We start from the raw sequence: 17,845 nt of genomic DNA on the forward strand, positions 1-17,845 counted from the left end.
CAAACAATCATTAAATAATTATAAAAACAAAAAAGTTATGAAAATACAACAGAGCAAAATTTCAGTTTGGGGCATTGTAACCCTATTAATTGTAATGATCTTTTTGATCTCAATTGCAATAACTAAAGATTCAGTTAAAACAACAGCCGAAAAGCCGAAAGTAGATTATAAAGAACTTGATAAGGCTTTATTTGGAACTACAGAAAATAATTGAAATCTTTTTTGACAAAAATTAAAAAATTTATTTAAAGAAATAGTTTTGTAAAAATTTTTAATATGAAAAATCCATTCACAATGACCGAAAAACAAATCAATATTTGTAAGAATTCTCTTGAAGAGTTAAAGATTTTATACCTAGAAAATCAACACTTTTATACTCCTGTTGACGTTTACTATAAGCCTTCAGGTAAACAATTTAAAAAGTGGGCTTTACTTAGTTGCAATGAGCATAATTGTGAACCTTTTGAACAGGATATTCAGGATGCAAGGATATTAAGACGCTCTAAAAAATGTCCGGAATGTCTTTCTATAATTCAAAGTGAAAATACTCGCATTCCTATTGTTGAACTTAATAGAAGAATTCAACTTTCAACAGAGCCATTAGTAATAAACAAACAGACTGTTATTAAATATTCTGAAAAATTACATAATAACAATACTGTAGTAATGGTTAAATGTAATTTGTTTGGTCATCATAAAGAAATGTTTCCTCAAACCGCAGTGTCGATTGGGAAAAACAATATCTGTCCCGAATGCTGTAAAACAAGAGATTACAAAAAGAAGAATGGTGAAGATCTCATTGACAAAATAAATGATATTTTAAGGAATAAGAACAACTCTTTTTCATTCTTTGGTTCTATAAACCGAAATAATAAAGGTATTATTTTTTATGAATTAATTTGTAAAAATTGTGGATGTTCCGAATGGGAAAGAGAAAAGTATGTTGAATCTGTAAAATGTAAAGTTTGCTACCCAAATGATACCCTTGGTGAAAGTAGAGTTATCAAATATTTAAACTTTCAAAATATAACTTTTAAAAAGCAAAAGAAATTCCCTGGACTGAAAAATAATATGGAATTAAAATGTGATTTTTTTATTCCAAAACTGAATTTAATAATTGAGTATGATGGACATCAACATTATTATCCAATTGACTATTTTAAAGGGTTTAAAAGCTTTAAAAATACAATAAAGTGTGATTGGATTAAGAATAGATATGCGTTGAAAAACAGAATAAATATTTTGAGAATTCCTTTCAAAGAATATGATAATCTGGAAAATCTAATAGATGACGCTATTGCCAAAATCAATAGCCAAGAGCACTCATTTAAAAACTATTATAATTTTTTAAATGTTTACAGAATAAACTACATTTCTATAATTGTAAATAAAAGAATGAGGTTAAAGAAAATATTACTCGAAAATAAAAGGAAACCGTATTTTTTAGCCGATCTGGATAAAAAGAAATATCAATAAGAAAATTAAGTTAAAGCTTAATACTCAGCTTTTCTGAAGCTACTAACTAAATCAAACAATTTTTACGACCGCTGTGTTATAGCAAAAAAATTTTGGAACCTGTTCAGAACAGGGGTTTCCATATCTAAAAACAAACCTTAAACAATATTAATTTAAAATTTAAAAAAATGAAAAACAAAATCAATTTACTAATTATCAGTGCATTAATATTTTGTTCTAATTTGCTTTACTGCAATTCAATCGATCAGGAGATTACTGATCAGAATTTTAAAATGTTCTTTTCTTGCGGATCAGAAGATTTTGAAAATATTCCCGCAAGCTCCAGTTCTTTTGAAACAAATAGCTGGGTAAATAATAATATTACATGGACGGCTTCTGATTCGAGAACCGATCAAACAATTAATAATAAAGCTATTGTTATCAGGAATGGAAATCTAACCAGTTCGATTATAACAGGAGGGATCAAAAGCCTTACTGTCACTACACAATTAAAATTTGCAGGAAATCCGGGAAACCTTATTCTGGAAGTTAATGATATTCAAGTTGGAACAATACCTTTTAATTCTGGAGTTGTGACAACAACACTTGATAATATAAATATCGCAGGAAATATCATTATTAAGCTTGTAAATCCTAATACGGGGCAAAGAGTTGCTATCGATGATCTTTCCTGGTCATGCTATTCAAATCTGGGAATTATCGAAATTAATAAGGTGGCTCAGCTTTCAATTTATCCTAATCCAGTGCAAAGTGGGGAATATCTGTATCTTAATAAAAAGGTAAATGAAGTTCTTATTTATAATAGTGAAGGGAGACTGATTAAGAAATCAAACTTAAGAAGCAATTCAATATTAATAGATAATCTACTGAAGGGTATATATTTTCTTAAAACAGAAAATACGACACATAAATTTATAGTTAATTAATTATTTGAATTGTAGTCTTAAGACTAAAAATCCATCTCTAAAATTATTGAGATGGATTTTTGTAAGTTTATTTTTAACTTAAAAAGAAAAACTGTTCAGATTTTGTAAATCCTGCCGTTAAGCTGTTCAGATTTTATAAATCCTGTTTTTTCGTTGTAAAAATAAGCATATTTTTTAAAAAAATAAATATTAATGGAAAATATAACTTTTTGGCGTTATCAGATTATCAATAAAGGAACAATGGAAACTCCTTTTTATGGAGTGCACGAAGTTTATATCGACGAAAAAACTGCAAAAGTTATTATGTGGACAGAAGATCCGGTTGCTTTAGGTAATTACGAGGATATAGAAGAATTAAGAAGTGATTTGCAAAAGATTTTATCCGATATTAAAAAGCAACCAATTTTATTAGAACCCGATCTTGAAAATGATTTGGAAAGATAACATAGAAACTTTGTCTAGGGTGGCATCTCAGTTACAAATCCATATAAATCCTGCTGTTAAGCCGTTCAGATTTTATTATTATTTTTTCAAAAAACAAATTTTTAACGGGTGACAAGTATTTGTTTGTAAATTTTTCAGTTGTCACTTCCTCAGACTGCTCGTTTTTTCAAAACGCTTGTCATTCGTTGTTTCTTTGTTCAAAATTTATCCTTTATAATTAATGATAGAGCTACTTTTAAAACGCCCAGTTGTCAATCTTAAACAAAACATATCTAAACCTTAACTGAAAATAAATTAGATTGTTACGATTATATTGCTGTAAGAGTTTTTTTTAAATTAAAGATATTAAGCCATTATTTAAACCTGAATTAAAAAAAGTTACGAATGATTTAAGGGATAAAGTGATTTTCTGTTATCTAAATTCAGATGATAGCTCTGATCTTAACTAAATTTTCGGCTTCATCAACACTTATTCAGTACAAATTTTAGGTAATTTTTGTTTGGAGTACTAATAATTCTTAAGTAAATGCCAAGTGATATTGTTCTTCTTTCGCAAGTTGGGTAAATTCGTAAAAGATACGTGTTCTCCATTTATTTAATACTTTCATTGTATGCTCGTTATAAAATAATATTTTGTAATTTTAGAATTAACAAAACAAGTAATATACTATGAGAATTATACTAGATACAAACATTTATCGAAACTTGATTAGAGATAAAACCCCAGAGGAAATTGAGGCATTACAAAAAGAAATAATCGACGCAGCTAAAGCTAAATCAATAATTATAACATTTCCTATTATTCCAGCAATGGAACTTATAAATCATTATAATGATGCTCATCCAATTGAAAAAGATGAATGTAGAAAAGGTTTGACACTATTAGTTAATTTATCTACGGAAAAAGCAAACAATAAATTACATGTTAAATTTACGCCACCAATGGATGTAATTCTAGGGAACTATCTGTTCGGTAAAGAAGAAGATTTTTTAGAAATGTATTCCGAAGCAATAACATTAGCACAAAAACTGGTAGGAAATTATCCGATTTCATCTGAAGATAATATTGATGATGCCATTGAAGCGGTTGGTGATCAATTAGATTTTGAAAAAGAGATGATTAGACAAAACTATGAAAACTACATCAAATCTATCAATGAAGGAAATGTGGATTGGGCTTACTTTGAAGGCAAAGTCAAGAAAGAACAAAGGCGAAAATTTTTGGATAGTTTGAGAAAAGGGGAATTGTCATTTTTAGTTGCACAAAGTATGATTGATCGAGCATATTTTAATGCAAAGGAAACCTATCAAAAGGATGAAGGTTTTTTTCGAACGGTTGTTAAGTTCATGAAGGATTTTTGTCCGGCTCTTGTAATGAATGAATTATTATTGGACAACATCGGAAACGGAGTTATTGCAATTAGTGATTTGAAAGATAAACGCTGGAATACTATCCTAGATATTTCTTTAATATTTGGAACTCTTTATAATCCACAGGGTGAGGATGTTGTTTTAGTAACAGAAGATCAAAGTATAATTGATTCTTTCAATAAGTGTGGTTTTGACGGTAAGGCTATAAAGTTGACCGATTTTCTTGCATTACTAGGCTTGTAACAATAAAGATTCTTGCCTTCGGCTAAACTGTGATTTTTAAAAAATTCATGTTAGATATTTTTCTTTTACGGATTGCAGGAATGTATATGGAAATTCAAGAATGGGTGTTTACTGATAATGGATATGTAATTTCAATATTGTTTGATAAAAAGAAATATGAGATTTATCTTCAAGAAACTGCAATGTCAGGAGAAATAAAATTCTAAAACATCATAAAGCTGCCTCTTTTTTGAGACAGCTTTTTTAATAAAACCCATTCGTAATACTCCCGTAATCAATTAAATGTTCTAAATTATCCTGGATAATTCCATTCGGACTACTCCGTAAATATCTATCTATACCATGACCTATTACACTGACTTCACTTTCAGAATGCCAAGCTTTAGTTGTGTAATTCCAAATTACTGTCCATACAGAAATTCGTGGATTATCAAATAGAGCAATAGCGTCTGCTTTAGAATATTTAGTAGCTTGATCAAAGCTAAAGTGTGGAGGGTTAATGTTAGTCACAGCATGAACAGCATAATCTGTAATTGTGCCTGTAAAATCTCTCCATACACCTGAAATTACATAATTTCTCATAATTTTATTTATTTTAATTTATTAAAGAAATAACAAATAGTATGCAATTAAAATTTGTTATACTAAAAAAGAAGTATGAGTTTAAAACATTCATCAATAAAGTCTTTTTAATACTGACACTTTGACATAATAAATATTCAATATGCCATTCTATTAAAAATATATTCAAATTGAGCTCTCAATGATTTATATAATTTCTAAAAAAAATTAGTATTATTCTAGCATATCTTATTAAAACATATTTATTATATTTTCTCCTATTTATTTGGGGAATGACTGATTTATTTCCATATTTAAAGTATCATAAACAATAACTAGATTAATTAATATGCTAAATATATACGCTAACGAAGAATGGGCTATTGACGCAAAGAAAGCTTTAATCTTTTTTATCTCAAGAATGGGTGACACAAAATGGACAGAAAGAAGGGCAAAGGTTATTTCATATTTTCATAATGTAGAAAGTATTCAATATGGAACCAAAGAAATTAAGACAGATGAAAAAAAGGCAATATTACCAATAGCAGTATATGAAGATTGGATAGCCTGGTATATGTATTTAGTAGAAAGTATATTTTATCGTCCCTCTTGTGGTGATACTTTACAATCAGCAAGGATATTTCCTTTCTTTTCAATGATTGGGAAAAATCTTTCGACTCTTCTTGATATCGATGGGATAGAAACTAAAATTGATGAATTACTAAATGAAAAGAAAAACCAACCTGATGCTATTTTTTTTGAACTAGCAGTTGCAAATTTATATTGTAAGAATGGTTGGAAAGTTTGTTTTATACCAGAAAGTATTTTTTATAAATCTCCAGATCTACAAATAAGAAAAAATGGAAAACAGTATTGGGTAGAATGTAAAAGAATGCAAAAAGTATCTGATTATTCAGAAAACGAAAGATTAGAATGGCAAAAAAGATCAATAAAACTATCTGAATTACTTAATTATCAAAAATTATCATATTATATTGACATTACATTTAAGGTCCCAGTTGCAGATACAGATGAAAATATCCTAGTTGATACTTTTATAGACTGCTTAAAAGCAAAGGAATCTGGTAAGATTATGGAAAGTAAAACTTCTCAGATAGAGGTTATAATAAAAACATTAGATATTAGCTCTATTAATAAAAATTTAGAAGATAAAAATATTAGAAACAATTCCCCAGAAATAATTGAAGCTTTAATAGGTGAATATATAAGCGGTGGAAATTATGTAACGGCTTTAGGATATGACGAGCTGTATAAATTAGGAACGAACAAAGATATGGATGTTCTGAATATTTATGTAAATAAAATAAAGAATGCCTGTATTATGAAGTGGACAAATATCTCAGATCATTCAATTGACATGAAGGCTAAAGATATAAAACGTCTTCTCGTAAAAGCAGTTAATCAAATACCATCAGATAATCCTGGAATTATACATATTGGTTATGAAAACTTAGATGGACCTTATGTTGAAAGGAAAAGATTTCTAAAGATACAAAATACAATACAAAACTTTGATTATAAAGATAAAGACATTCAGGCCATATTCTGTAATAACATTCAATTACTTGCAACTAGTAATAATTTTGATTGGGCTGAAACAGCCTGTTTTTATAAAAAAAGTGTTGATCCTAATCTTAAAAATCATTTACTTTTAGCTGATTCAATTGATAAATTCAATCAACCACATTGGGAAGAAGATATTTATAATTTAGAAAAAAAAGATTCTGAAGACTAATATAAAAAGTGATATTTGCCAGTAATCAAATTTCATTTGAATAAGTTACCAATGGGTGAATCCTACTAAAAATACATTTTCAAATGTAATTTTTTTAAGTACATTTTCTTGAAGCGGGTTTAAGAAAATGTACTAAAATAGATTATACATTCTTATATGTAGCATTTTTAGAAAATTTCATTCTCGTTTTCTTTGAAAAAAATCGCATTTACTCTGATTATTCTCATTTGCTTTGAAAAGTGACATTATGTCTCCATACAAAAATAACTATGATCCAAATTTATTTATCCCGCTTTAATAAAATGTTCCCTTAATTTGTTCATATATTTAGATTGTTGTACTACATCATCCGAATTCATTATATCATGAAAAATATCAAATAATTCAGATTGTGTTAAAGGGTTTGAATCCATTCCATATTCATGTACTTTTCTGTTAAGTTCACAAATATGGATTGTGTATGATCCTTTTTTCGACTTTGAGATATAAATATCACCACAGTGATGAATATGATCATCATAATTATCAAAATGTGGATGAACAACTATAAATGCATTTGATGATCTAGGATACATTGTATAGAGTTTTCCATTTTTTGTCACTGTCTCAATTTGGCCGGAAACTTCTTTTTTGCTTTTTATAATGTTACAATCACTACATACAACACAAAGATTTCTTGGTTCAAACATAAATTGTATTTGTTCACTTTTGGGGATTATATGCTCTACATGACAGTTATCTACAGATCGAAGCGAAATCTCCTTTCTGCAATAAAAACATTTTCTTGTTATATTTCTATAATAATCACGAATGAACTTCCGGATATCTTTTATGTCATCATCAGACCAATCTGAACTTTTTAAATCAGACTTACTAAGAAAATCTAAAATACGTTTTTTGATTGCTGGAGTATAAACTATTGGTTGATCGATATCAGGCATTTCTTTTTAAGTCTTTAATTAAATCAAATAATTTTCTGATGGGATCATTATGCTGCATATTCTTGATCTGAGATTGGATAATTGTGAAATTCTCTAGATCCTCACTGTCAAACTTATTAGTTTTACCCACTTTAGAAATAATAGAAAAGGCTATCCTACCTAAATACTCGTTTTTAAAGCCAGGGGTATTAAAAACATTTGCGAGCTGAAAATCTGCTGAATTGTTTGCTATTAACTCTCCATCCATCAACTCACCCTCATCCATCTTCAAAACATAACAATTCTCATTGGATAATTTAGATACCAATTGTGGAGAGTGCGTCGCAATGATAAAATGACAACCTTTATAATGTTGGAAAGTATCCATTAGAAGTGTTATATATCGTTCTTGCCAAGCGGGATGCAAAGAAATTTCAGGTTCATCAATGACAATTAAACTATTGTCAGTAATTTTGCAGGCGATTCCTAAAAAAGTATTGAATATACATTGCTCTCCGGAACTAGCTTCATTGATAGGATAAATTTTATTGTTTTCAATTTTCCTTATATAAACATCTTTCAATCGAAGTATACCAGCTTCAAGCATAAATAATAAGTCCTCTAAATCCATTTGTAATTCAATAGAATCAGCATTGATCGTAACTGTTGGAGATCGCATGTATTTGGAAAAATCATATCTCCTAAATATTTTCTGTAAATATTCTAGTTTTTCAAAGTCCAGTTTTTCTCCTATTTCAAAAAAACCTGAATTTACACGTCCCCCATTGTTCTTGAAAAAGATATATCTAAAGTCATCTTCAGTTTTTTGACTATCTAAAAACCGGCGAATTTGTACAGATGATATAATAGCTTCAAATTTAACTTGTAACTCTCCAGAATAACCCAAGTAACCCAGTACTTCTATAATCTTATGAAACTGCTCTGGATTCCCTAATCTAACGTGCAAAAGTTCTTTTATAATTTTAGAAATAAAACCTAAAGAAAAATCTGATGAACGAATCTCTCTTATTCCGATGTAAGAATAAATACCTTCGGGGAATCGTATACCGTACAGCGAACGCGTCAATGGAAATTTATCATAAGGGCTAGTTGACACAGCTATAACTTTAGTTGGCTCGGATGAACGCATTAAAAAACCGTCTTTTGCCCTAGATATTTTTTTGGTAAGATCAGATGGAATAAAATTGCTTATTATCTCATTTAACAAGCGACTCTTTCCGCTTCCATTTTTTCCTACGATTATTGTATAAACATTTTTGGAATCAGTGGATGGCTTACAAAATTGATATGTTTTACTTCGTTTAGTATAACTTATAATCATAAATTTGATATTTCATGGTTAATGTTCAAAAATACAATGTTACTCAATTTAATATTCGTATCCAATTAAGGAACTGAATATTAATAATGCTAATTATTTATATACTATGCCAAATAATTAAAATATATTTCTATTGTTAAATTTTCTTCATTTTGATTATACGATTGCTTTTAAACACATTTATTGATTAAAGCAAAACTCCTGAAAATTTAGAAAGTTCTAACTAGATATTGCTCTTATTTTTTTCTTTAAAACCACGGTTGGGTTAAATCTTGTTGATGCAAATCTTTGTAGCTTTCTTCTTTAGTTTCTAGAGATAACTTTTAATCATTTTTTATTGAATTTGAAAATAGTTAGTTTCACGTTGTATTTAGAACCTTTTAAATTTTAATTATGCATGCGAAGTAATTTGTTTATATAATTCGTTAGTTATGCTTTCAACTTCATAAATATGGTTTGGTTCTAAGCCTCTTTCAACGAATTTGGTAAAGCTTTGGGATGAGATGTTTAAAGAATTTAAACTGTTTCTAATTTCCGACTCTACGTTAAGATCTTTCAACCATTTCATTTCAATAGAGGAATTTTTGTTTAGATGTCTTTTAAATTCTGATAACTTCCATAGTGTAATCAAAATTTCAAATTTCTTATCTAGATCGCCGTTCACAGATTTTTCCGGAAGCAAAACTCCAGGCAAATATTTTATTATTTTTTCTTCAATTGCAACAGGAAGTGCCGGAAAATTGATATCAATATTTTCAGCGCCTGTTATTAAGTCATCATAAGCCTTAATGAGTTCTTTATTTATTCTAAAGCCACTAACTGCTATATTATCTTTTACACTGATAATCGTAATAAATTGATAATCCAAATCTCTCAAAATACCTAATGAGAATAATAAACTTTCCAAGCTCTGAGTATCAGAAAAATCAAAATCGATTATTCCAATTGTCAAATAAGTAATGGTGTCAGTTTCTTCTATTCCATTAGGATAATTGAATTTAAAATCCGAACTAGCCTCAATTATTGTTAGAGAATGATTGAGATCATCAAGCTTAGCGTTTTTAGCCTTCATCCACCATTCTTCAACAGCCTTTCTCCCAACTGGAACAGGCATTTTATCTTCTAGCGGGATTTGTGATAAATAATATAAAATAGAAGCATAAAGTCTTTCATAATGTATATTTTCTTCTAAGCAAATGTTCTCGGAGTCAAAATAAGCAATTGTTTTATTTTCAATAATTCTAAATGCATTTTGCAGTACTTCTAGGTCAAAATAAACACCTTTAAAATTAATTAATGCCAATCTTCTGTCTTGTTCTTTTTTTGGAAGAAAAATGTTGAATATTTGACTGTTGATGTTTGAGAAAGAACTAATCCATGAATCTATTTCTTTTTCGCCTTCAACAGCATTATTCTTTTCATTATATTTTTTATAAACTGGATATTTTTTCTTAAGCTTTATAGTGTTGTTAAGAAGTTCTCCTTTCTGTTGTAGTTCTGTGAAATTTTTTTGGATCTTATTCTTGTTGCCTTCTAATAATCCGTCAATCATCCTTGTAACAATTTTAACCCACTCCAAAGCTAATTTTCTAATGTTTATTATTCTCTCTTGCCAACTGTAAGCAGAAGAGTCTAAATATATTTTCTGTATTTCATTATACCAGATCTGGTTTAGATGAATATCAAAAGAATTCCCAATTGAAGCCGGAGTCATTTGTTTACGGGCATCATTTCTAACTGTAGTAGTCATTTCTTCGGAAGGAAACGGGAACATTATTCCCTCAGTACAATACTGTTCATAGAATGGAAAGAATTCAAAAACATCTTCAATCCTTGATACACTCAAATTATTGGCGTGTTTTGAATCTTGATCAAATAGAAGATATTTAATATTAATTTTATTCCCGGAATCCTCTATAATAATAGAATTAGTATTGACTTTAAGATAACTGAAGAGTGTCTCTTTACTTTTTATTATGAAATCATTATATTCAACAGGATCGGTTAATTGTAAAAAAGACATCAATTCTTTCGCTTCACTAAAATCCATTTTTATTAGCTCATCGATACTGATATTGTTGTTTATTGACGGAATATTAAAGACTATTTTTAAATGGCTAAACCATTTTACCAAAAAGCCAAGACCTTTATAAGAAATAATAGCTGAAGAACGTTTTTGCAAATTTAATTTTAAAGCGTTTGCAAATATGACCACGTCAGAATTTTCAAATTGATATTTAGGTAATCTTTTCTTTAAATCTGCTAATCGTCTAAAATTAGCTCCTTGCTCACCAAGAATATTTGACATTTCTTCCAAGGTATTCAGTTCAGAGAAAGGAGTAGAGGTTACAGAAAATAATTCTATACCTCCTATATTATATGCTTCATCAAATTCTAATCTGTTTTCATTCAAATATCGATGCGGTTCAGCGTGCATAATACCATCAACAGCGACTACAATATTTTCTAATGAGTCTTCCGAAACTATTTCTGCTAATGTTTCGTAAAATTCGTTCTTATAGTTTTGATCAAGCAGAAAAGGAATATTATTAAAGAAATCCTGTTTATAATCATCAGTAATAATCTTAAACAGGTTTTTAAGAGATTCCTCTACAGGTATATTTTTGTGCAATAAATCTTTTAGATGTTGAGATCGAACAGGATGTAAGCCTTCTACAAAATGACCATCAAAATTTAGGAAATATTCTTTTTCCAATTCATTTAATAACTCACCTCGGTCCTGTTCGAATCCTATTTCCGTTTTTACATAACCAATTAATTTTGTTGTTTTTAATTTAATATTTAAACAATCCGCAAGAGAAATCATTCGTAATATTTCTAACTTTGCTCCTGAATTTGCTAGATAGTTTATTTGTGCTGAAAGTCGCTCTTCGATCATTTGACCTCTTGTGAGAAGATATGTATATTCAATCAGTAGTCCTTTTGGATGAATCTGTTCCCACACAGGTTGCCATTTTTGAATATCCGGATGTATTTTCTTTTTTCTTTTTAATTCTTCAAACATTTCTCTAGCTTCAGCCATTGATAGTGATATATCAACGGTAGTTAGGTTAATTCGTGAAATGTCAGCACCAAATCTAAACCAATCTTCTTGTCTAGTCGTAAGTAGATATTTTACAGGAATATCCCTTGTTGTCGAAACTATTTCAAACCACGATTCTACTAAAGTATTTAATCCATCTATAATTAATAGAGGCTTTTCACCAATTAGAATTCGGGATTCCAAAAATTCAGCAATAGAATTAGCTTCATTGTAGTCCTTACAGCTTCGTAATTCATAGATAGAATAATTGTTTTTTTCTTTTAGATCATATCCCGTTTGCCATGCTAAGGTAGATTTTCCTTGTCCGCTTGAAGATCTAATCACAGTAACATCTGATTCAAATACGCTATCATAAACTTTTTTTTGCCAAATCTTTCTTTTTACGGGTAATCCTAATTTGATATGAGCGGGTCTTGCTGCTTTTCCATCATAAAAATCTTCTGCATTATGACTTTCAGTAATATCATATGAAACTTTGAAGATCCAATTATTTAATATCGCATTATTAACAGGTGCTTTAGAGTAAGAGTCTTTTATATCCTGAAATAGGGCAATGATATCAGTATTAGTTACTGTAATCCTATTTTTTGACCAAATAAATACATTGTAAAATAATGATCTTAAAAATTGAAATTCAGTTCCTTTGTTTATTCCCCAATCCTTAAATAATGAAATCAGAATATCATTGAACAATTCTGTCGATGTTTTATATTCAAATGAGATATTTGATAATAGATCATTATAGTTAATATTGTATTTTAATGTTGTGAATTTTGTCTGCCAGAAATCAGATACGTCTTTTTTATGTATTAAAGAGTAAAGGTTTCCTTTAGCAATTTCCATATTATACACTAGCTTAAACTTACTATTAGGGTTAATTTCAAAAGTTTCAGCGAAATTTTGTATTACTCCTAAATTCCAAAAACTCCCAGAATCTATTTTATTGACAGATGATTTAACCTGAGTATATAGCTGATCATTAAGAATATTTTGAGAGGTATTTAAGTCAATATCCTCAATGCCCTCCATTGTTATTGATTTTTCAGAAGTTTCTTTAAGTTCGTTAAGTATTAAATAAGATGCATATAATATTTGATAGTAGATACCTCTAAAATTTACTGACCCTCCAATTCTTTTTTTTAACAAGTTTTCTAATTCTTCAGTAAACTTATTTAAAGTCGGTGCTTTTTGTGGAGTATTCATAGTGAGTAATAGTTGGTATTGATTTTATATAGTATTTACACAAAAATAAATCATTTTTGTATAATCTTTTTATGGGAATCCGTAATTGAAATCAACTTAAGTTGATTTCAAAGATGTCTTTATCAGTTTATTGGTCTTTGTCTACAGTAAAATTCTAAGCTTATTCACTTTGATTTTAATAGGAGCTTGGAAATATCTGTAATATAACTGAATTTTTATTTGAAGAGATAGTTTATATAATCATAAAGAAAAGGATAAAGGTCATTTTATGTATAAAATAATAGCCACCCTTTTGACCACCCTAAAAAGTAAAAACCTCTGAAAATCAAATGATTTCAGAGGTTTTTTGTACCCAGGACCGGGATCGAACCGGTACTCCTAAGAACTGGTGTTTGAGACCAGCGCGTCTACCAATTCCGCCACCTGGGCTTGATGTTTACTCCAAACATGTTGTTTGTTTCAAATTGGTGTGCAAATATAGGAACTTTTTTCAATGTTCAAAAGCTTTTTGAAGATTTTTTTTAAAAAATAAGCTCCAAACCATCGTAGGCAAGGTGTATTCCGGATGGAAGCTGCTTATCTTCAATATCATGCAATCCTAAATGATGGCTGATGTGAGTAAGAAATAATTTTTTAGGTTTTAACTCTTCAAACAGTTTAATAACATCCGGAAGGATAAAATGTGCCGGATGTGGGTCAAATTTTCTTATACAATTTAAAATTAATACATCCAGATTCTTTAGTTTTTCCTTTTCTGTGTCAGAAATAAAACCTGCATCAGTAATGTAGGCAAGGTTTTTAAATTTATATCCGAAGACGCTTATTTTAAAATGGATGACTTCAATAGGTGTAATTTCAGTATCCAAAACATGAAAAGGCTTGTTTTCAATCTCATGTAATTCAAAAGCTGGCGCACCGGGATACCTCACATCAGCAAAAGCGTAAGGAAAACGGTTTTTAATCTCATGTGCAACCCTGGAATAACAATAAAGCGGGACGTCTTTTCCACTTTTAAAAATTAACGGACGCATGTCATCCAACCCAATTACATGATCATTATGTTCATGAGTAATGAGCGCAATATCTACGGTATGCTCGTGGTTGGTAAGCATTTGCTGCCTGAAATCCGGACCACAATCAATGAGTATTTTTTTATTTTCCTCCGTAGTTACCATCACGGAAGAGCGTAAGCGTTTGTCTTTGGGATTTTCGGAGATACACACTTCACATGTACAGCCTATAACGGGTACACCTTGGGAAGTACCGGTTCCTAAAAATTTCAACTTCATTTTGTTTTGAGGTTGGTTTAATTTTGGTAAATTTACAAAAAATTTAATGTCCTAATGTATCAGAAACTAACTCCTAAACAAAAAGCATTAACAATTAATCTAGATCCTACTATTTATGGTACTTTCGCAGAGATTGGAGCAGGGCAGGAGACTGTTCGTCACTTTTTTAGAGCAGGGGGGGCTTCCGGTACGATCGCTAAGGCAATGTCTGCTTATGACAAAGATTTTAGTGATGCTATCTACGGAAAAGAAGTAAAGAACAGGTATGTTACTCAGAATAGACTTCGCAAAATGCTTCGCTATGAAGTGGCTTTGATCGAAGAAAGAATTTCAAGAGACAACAATCCTGACAGAAAGTTCTTTTCTTATGCCAATACTGTAACTACCATCAACTTTGACAAAACTGTAAGAGGTCACGGCTGGGTAGGAATTCGTTTTCAGACCAAAGAAAATGAAAATTACAACGAAATCGTAATCCATGTGAAATTCAAAGAAAATGATGCCACTTTACAGCAGGAAACTTTAGGGAATCTTGGGGTAAACCTTATTTTTGGAGCCTTTCATTATTTCGACAATCCGAGAACATTAGTAGAATCATTGTACGATGATATTGCAAAAGACAACCTTGAAATCGATATGATTGATTTCAGTGGTCCTGCTTTTGAATATGTAGATAACAGGTTGATGTCACTTCAGTTAGTGAAAAACGGAATGACTGATGCTGTGATTTTCAACTCTCAAGGGAGTAATATGCTTCCGGCAGATGTATTGTACAAAAAGAATATTTTTGCTGTAAGAGGAAGTTTCAGACCTGTAACAAAGGTGAACATCGATATGCTTAAGAACGGAATGGATATGTTCTTTAAAGACGCGATTTGTACCCACGACGAAACAGAAGTTCTTATTGAGATTACTATTTCAAATCTTAGGGCTGATGGAGATATTGACGAAAGAGATTTCCTGGATAGAGTAGATATTTTAGGTAAATTAGGATATACCGTTATTATTTCAAACTTCTCAGAATACTATAGACTTATTGATTATTTTGCATCTTACACAAGTGGAGATATCGGAGTTGCAATGGGTGTAAATAACTTATTGATGGTATTTGATGAGAAATATTATAAAAACTTATCCGGAGGAATCCTTGAAGCATTCGGTAAGTTCTTCAGAAACGGAATGAGAGTATATCTGTATCCTTATAAAGATCCGGAAACACATCAGTTATTAGACTCATCCAACCTTAAAGTGGAGGAGAACTTAAAAGAGCTGTACAAGTATTTCAAAAGAAACAACCGTATTGTCGATATTACAAACTATAATCCTGAATTTTTAGAAATATATTCAAGAGAAATATTAAGAAAAATCGGATGTTGCATCACAGGTTGGGAAACTCAAGTTCCGGATGGTGTTGCTGAAATGATCAAAGAGCGTGGAATGTTCGGATATAAAGAAGAACTTCCTTTAAAACAATTCTCTTAAAAAAATAATACAATGTCAGAATTAAAGAAAAGACTTTCCTCTATTCTTGAAAGTCCTAAACATAATACAGAAGAAAAACTTGAGAAAGTTTGCCATCTGCTAGATCAGGAGATCTCTTATTTTAACTGGACAGGATTCTATTTTAAAAATGGAGACAAAGATGAATTAATCTTAGGTCCTTACGTAGGAGCACCTACAGATCATACCATTATCCCTTACGGAAAAGGAATTTGCGGTCAGGTAGCTGTTTCCAATGAAACATTTGTAGTACCTGATGTACACGAAGAGAGTAATTATTTAAGCTGTTCAATCGATACAAAAGCTGAAATTGTTGTTCCAATCTTTAAAGATGGAAAAAACATCGGACAGATTGATATAGATTCTCATACTATTGATCCTTTTACAAGCGAAGACAGAGAATTATTGGAATGGCTTTGTAATGAAGTTTCCAAAGTTTTGTAATTCACTCAGAAAATAATATAAACTCCGGCTTTTGGCTGGAGTTTTTTATGTTTTATGGATTGTTTGTGGTGATGACAAACATAATTAAAGGCTCATTTCCGGTATTTTCAATAGAATGATAACCTATAGAGCTTATAGCTGTAATATCTCCTTTCTGGAGCATTTTTTTGCGGATAGATCCCTGTGTTCCTGTTCTTTCTCGATATTCTCCTGTTCCGTGTACAACAACATACAATTCTTCTTCGTTCCTTTCGTTGTGCGTATGGAAACCGGATTCATCACCTTTATTCAATAGAACCATATAAGCAGCTAGGCGATTATTGGCGAGTTCCTTCTGATCGAACATTTGTATCATATGTACAGTTCCGTTTCCACCATACATATTTTCACGTTTATCTATGCGGGTGAGGCTTCGTTCCTTCTTTCCAAACGGCATAACATACAGATGAATATATTTCGAAACTTCCTGTATAACATGATCAAATTCTTCTCCTTCAGATAATATAATAGTTCCGGACATATAAGGTAAGTATTTAAGGTTTAAAGTTGTTGGTTGAAAAATCAACTTTGCTGCATTGAGTGAATTTCCGCAAGAAGTTCTTTAAAATAATTCTCACATTTTGCAATATGCGTCCCATACCAGGAAAAAGCTTCTCCGTCAACAATCATGATTTTTTTGTCTGGATAAACAACACTTAGTTCCTCAATATGTTTTTCTTTAAAAGGAAACGGTTCCGAAGAAAGCATGATGACGTCAGCCTCAGCTAGGTCTTCAGCAATGATTTCAGGGTATCGGGTTTTATCTTTAAAAATATTTTCAAAACCTATTTCCGTTAAAATTTTATGGATAAATGTATCAGAACCCACAGTCATGTATGGTTTGTTCCAAATAAGATATGCTGTTTTTACAGGAGTCTCAAGCTTTGAGAGAGTAAGGATTTCGTAGATTTTAAGATTGAATAGCTGTGCTCTTTCTTCCTGCCCTAAAAGCTTTCCAAGATTTTTAAGCAGATAATAATTATCTTCAATGGTTTCTACATTGGTTACCATTACTTTGAAGTCATCCATTAAGGCTTCTACCTGTTCTTTAATGTTTTCTTCTTTATTGGCAAGGATTAAATCTGGTTGCAAAGCTTTAATCTTTTCAATATTAATATTTTTCGTTCCCCCGATTACAGCAATATTTTTTACTTTATCCTCAGGATGGATACAGAATTTCGTTCTTCCGATTACTTCATTTTCAGTTAATCCCAAGTCAAATAAAGCCTCAGTAATAGAGGGTACAAGTGAAACGATTTTCATATCG

The 17,845-nt window shown here is 30.3% G+C and carries 16 protein-coding genes and 1 tRNA gene; 9 read left to right on the forward strand and 8 right to left on the reverse strand.

The window, feature by feature from the left end:
• The first annotated feature begins 37 nt into the window (after positions 1–37).
• From BW983_RS24070 to BW983_RS24075, 6 genes are all read left to right on the forward strand, one after another.
• Entirely contained in the window at positions 38–214 is a 177-nt protein-coding gene (locus BW983_RS24070; protein WP_167369994.1) for a hypothetical protein, read from the forward strand.
• A 62-nt stretch (positions 215–276) separates the two neighbouring features.
• Positions 277–1,476 (forward strand): PDDEXK family nuclease, encoded by a 1,200-nt coding sequence (locus BW983_RS15165; RefSeq protein WP_076552749.1) that lies wholly within the window; start codon positions 277–279, stop codon positions 1,474–1,476.
• A gap of 167 nt (positions 1,477–1,643) precedes the next feature.
• The gene (locus tag BW983_RS15170) at positions 1,644–2,402 is read left to right on the forward strand and encodes a T9SS type A sorting domain-containing protein (RefSeq protein WP_076552750.1); all 759 of its coding nucleotides are present in this window, start codon (positions 1,644–1,646) and stop codon (positions 2,400–2,402) included.
• Between the two features lie 192 nt (positions 2,403–2,594).
• A complete protein-coding gene (locus BW983_RS15175) occupies positions 2,595–2,846 on the forward strand; it encodes a hypothetical protein (RefSeq protein WP_076552751.1) in 252 nt (83 codons plus the stop codon).
• 669 nt (positions 2,847–3,515) lie between these two features.
• A complete protein-coding gene (locus BW983_RS15180) occupies positions 3,516–4,460 on the forward strand; it encodes a hypothetical protein (RefSeq protein WP_076552752.1) in 945 nt (314 codons plus the stop codon).
• Positions 4,461–4,507: 47 nt separating this feature from the next.
• Entirely contained in the window at positions 4,508–4,666 is a 159-nt protein-coding gene (locus BW983_RS24075; protein WP_167369995.1) for a hypothetical protein, read from the forward strand.
• 37 nt (positions 4,667–4,703) lie between these two features.
• Here the strand turns inward: BW983_RS24075 and BW983_RS15185 are convergent, their stop codons facing one another.
• Positions 4,704–5,042 carry a DUF3892 domain-containing protein gene (locus BW983_RS15185; protein WP_076552753.1) on the reverse strand — a complete coding sequence of 113 codons (339 nt, stop codon included), beginning with the start codon at positions 5,040–5,042 and terminating at the stop codon, positions 4,704–4,706.
• Positions 5,043–5,370: 328 nt separating this feature from the next.
• Here BW983_RS15185 and BW983_RS15190 point away from each other — a divergent pair, with 328 nt between their 5' ends.
• Positions 5,371–6,777, forward strand: coding sequence for a hypothetical protein (locus BW983_RS15190; RefSeq protein WP_084184511.1), 1,407 nt, complete (start codon positions 5,371–5,373; stop codon positions 6,775–6,777).
• A gap of 284 nt (positions 6,778–7,061) precedes the next feature.
• Here BW983_RS15190 and BW983_RS15195 read toward each other — a convergent pair whose 3' ends face one another.
• The 5 genes from BW983_RS15195 to BW983_RS15215 all read right to left on the reverse strand — a co-directional run bounded on the left by BW983_RS15195 (position 7,062) and on the right by BW983_RS15215 (position 14,595).
• Entirely contained in the window at positions 7,062–7,718 is a 657-nt protein-coding gene (locus tag BW983_RS15195; protein WP_076552754.1) for an HNH endonuclease, read from the reverse strand.
• A complete protein-coding gene (locus BW983_RS15200; protein ID WP_076552755.1) occupies positions 7,711–9,039 on the reverse strand; it encodes an AAA family ATPase in 1,329 nt (442 codons plus the stop codon). Before BW983_RS15200 ends, BW983_RS15195 begins: the two co-directional genes overlap by 8 nt.
• 391 nt (positions 9,040–9,430) lie before the next feature.
• Complete coding sequence (locus BW983_RS15205) at positions 9,431–13,306, reverse strand: P-loop NTPase (protein WP_076552756.1); 3,876 nt, start codon at positions 13,304–13,306, stop codon at positions 9,431–9,433.
• Positions 13,307–13,655: 349 nt separating this feature from the next.
• A tRNA-Leu gene (locus BW983_RS15210) sits at positions 13,656–13,735 on the reverse strand.
• Between the two features lie 92 nt (positions 13,736–13,827).
• Complete coding sequence (locus tag BW983_RS15215) at positions 13,828–14,595, reverse strand: MBL fold metallo-hydrolase (protein ID WP_076552757.1); 768 nt, start codon at positions 14,593–14,595, stop codon at positions 13,828–13,830.
• Between the two features lie 54 nt (positions 14,596–14,649).
• Here BW983_RS15215 and BW983_RS15220 point away from each other — a divergent pair, with 54 nt between their 5' ends.
• Complete coding sequence (locus tag BW983_RS15220) at positions 14,650–16,077, forward strand: nicotinate-nucleotide adenylyltransferase (protein WP_076552758.1); 1,428 nt, start codon at positions 14,650–14,652, stop codon at positions 16,075–16,077.
• 12 nt (positions 16,078–16,089) lie between these two features.
• Positions 16,090–16,539 (forward strand): GAF domain-containing protein, encoded by a 450-nt coding sequence (locus BW983_RS15225; protein ID WP_065393643.1) that lies wholly within the window; start codon positions 16,090–16,092, stop codon positions 16,537–16,539.
• A gap of 52 nt (positions 16,540–16,591) precedes the next feature.
• Here BW983_RS15225 and BW983_RS15230 read toward each other — a convergent pair whose 3' ends face one another.
• Entirely contained in the window at positions 16,592–17,059 is a 468-nt protein-coding gene (locus tag BW983_RS15230; protein WP_076552759.1) for a cupin domain-containing protein, read from the reverse strand.
• A 41-nt stretch (positions 17,060–17,100) separates the two neighbouring features.
• A complete protein-coding gene (locus BW983_RS15235; RefSeq protein ID WP_076552760.1) occupies positions 17,101–17,841 on the reverse strand; it encodes an ABC transporter substrate-binding protein in 741 nt (246 codons plus the stop codon).
• Between the last annotated feature and the right edge of the window lie 4 nt (positions 17,842–17,845).

Origin of the sequence: Chryseobacterium ureilyticum, assembly GCF_900156735.1 — a bacterium.
In the GTDB taxonomy this organism is placed as follows: domain Bacteria; phylum Bacteroidota; class Bacteroidia; order Flavobacteriales; family Weeksellaceae; genus Chryseobacterium; species Chryseobacterium ureilyticum.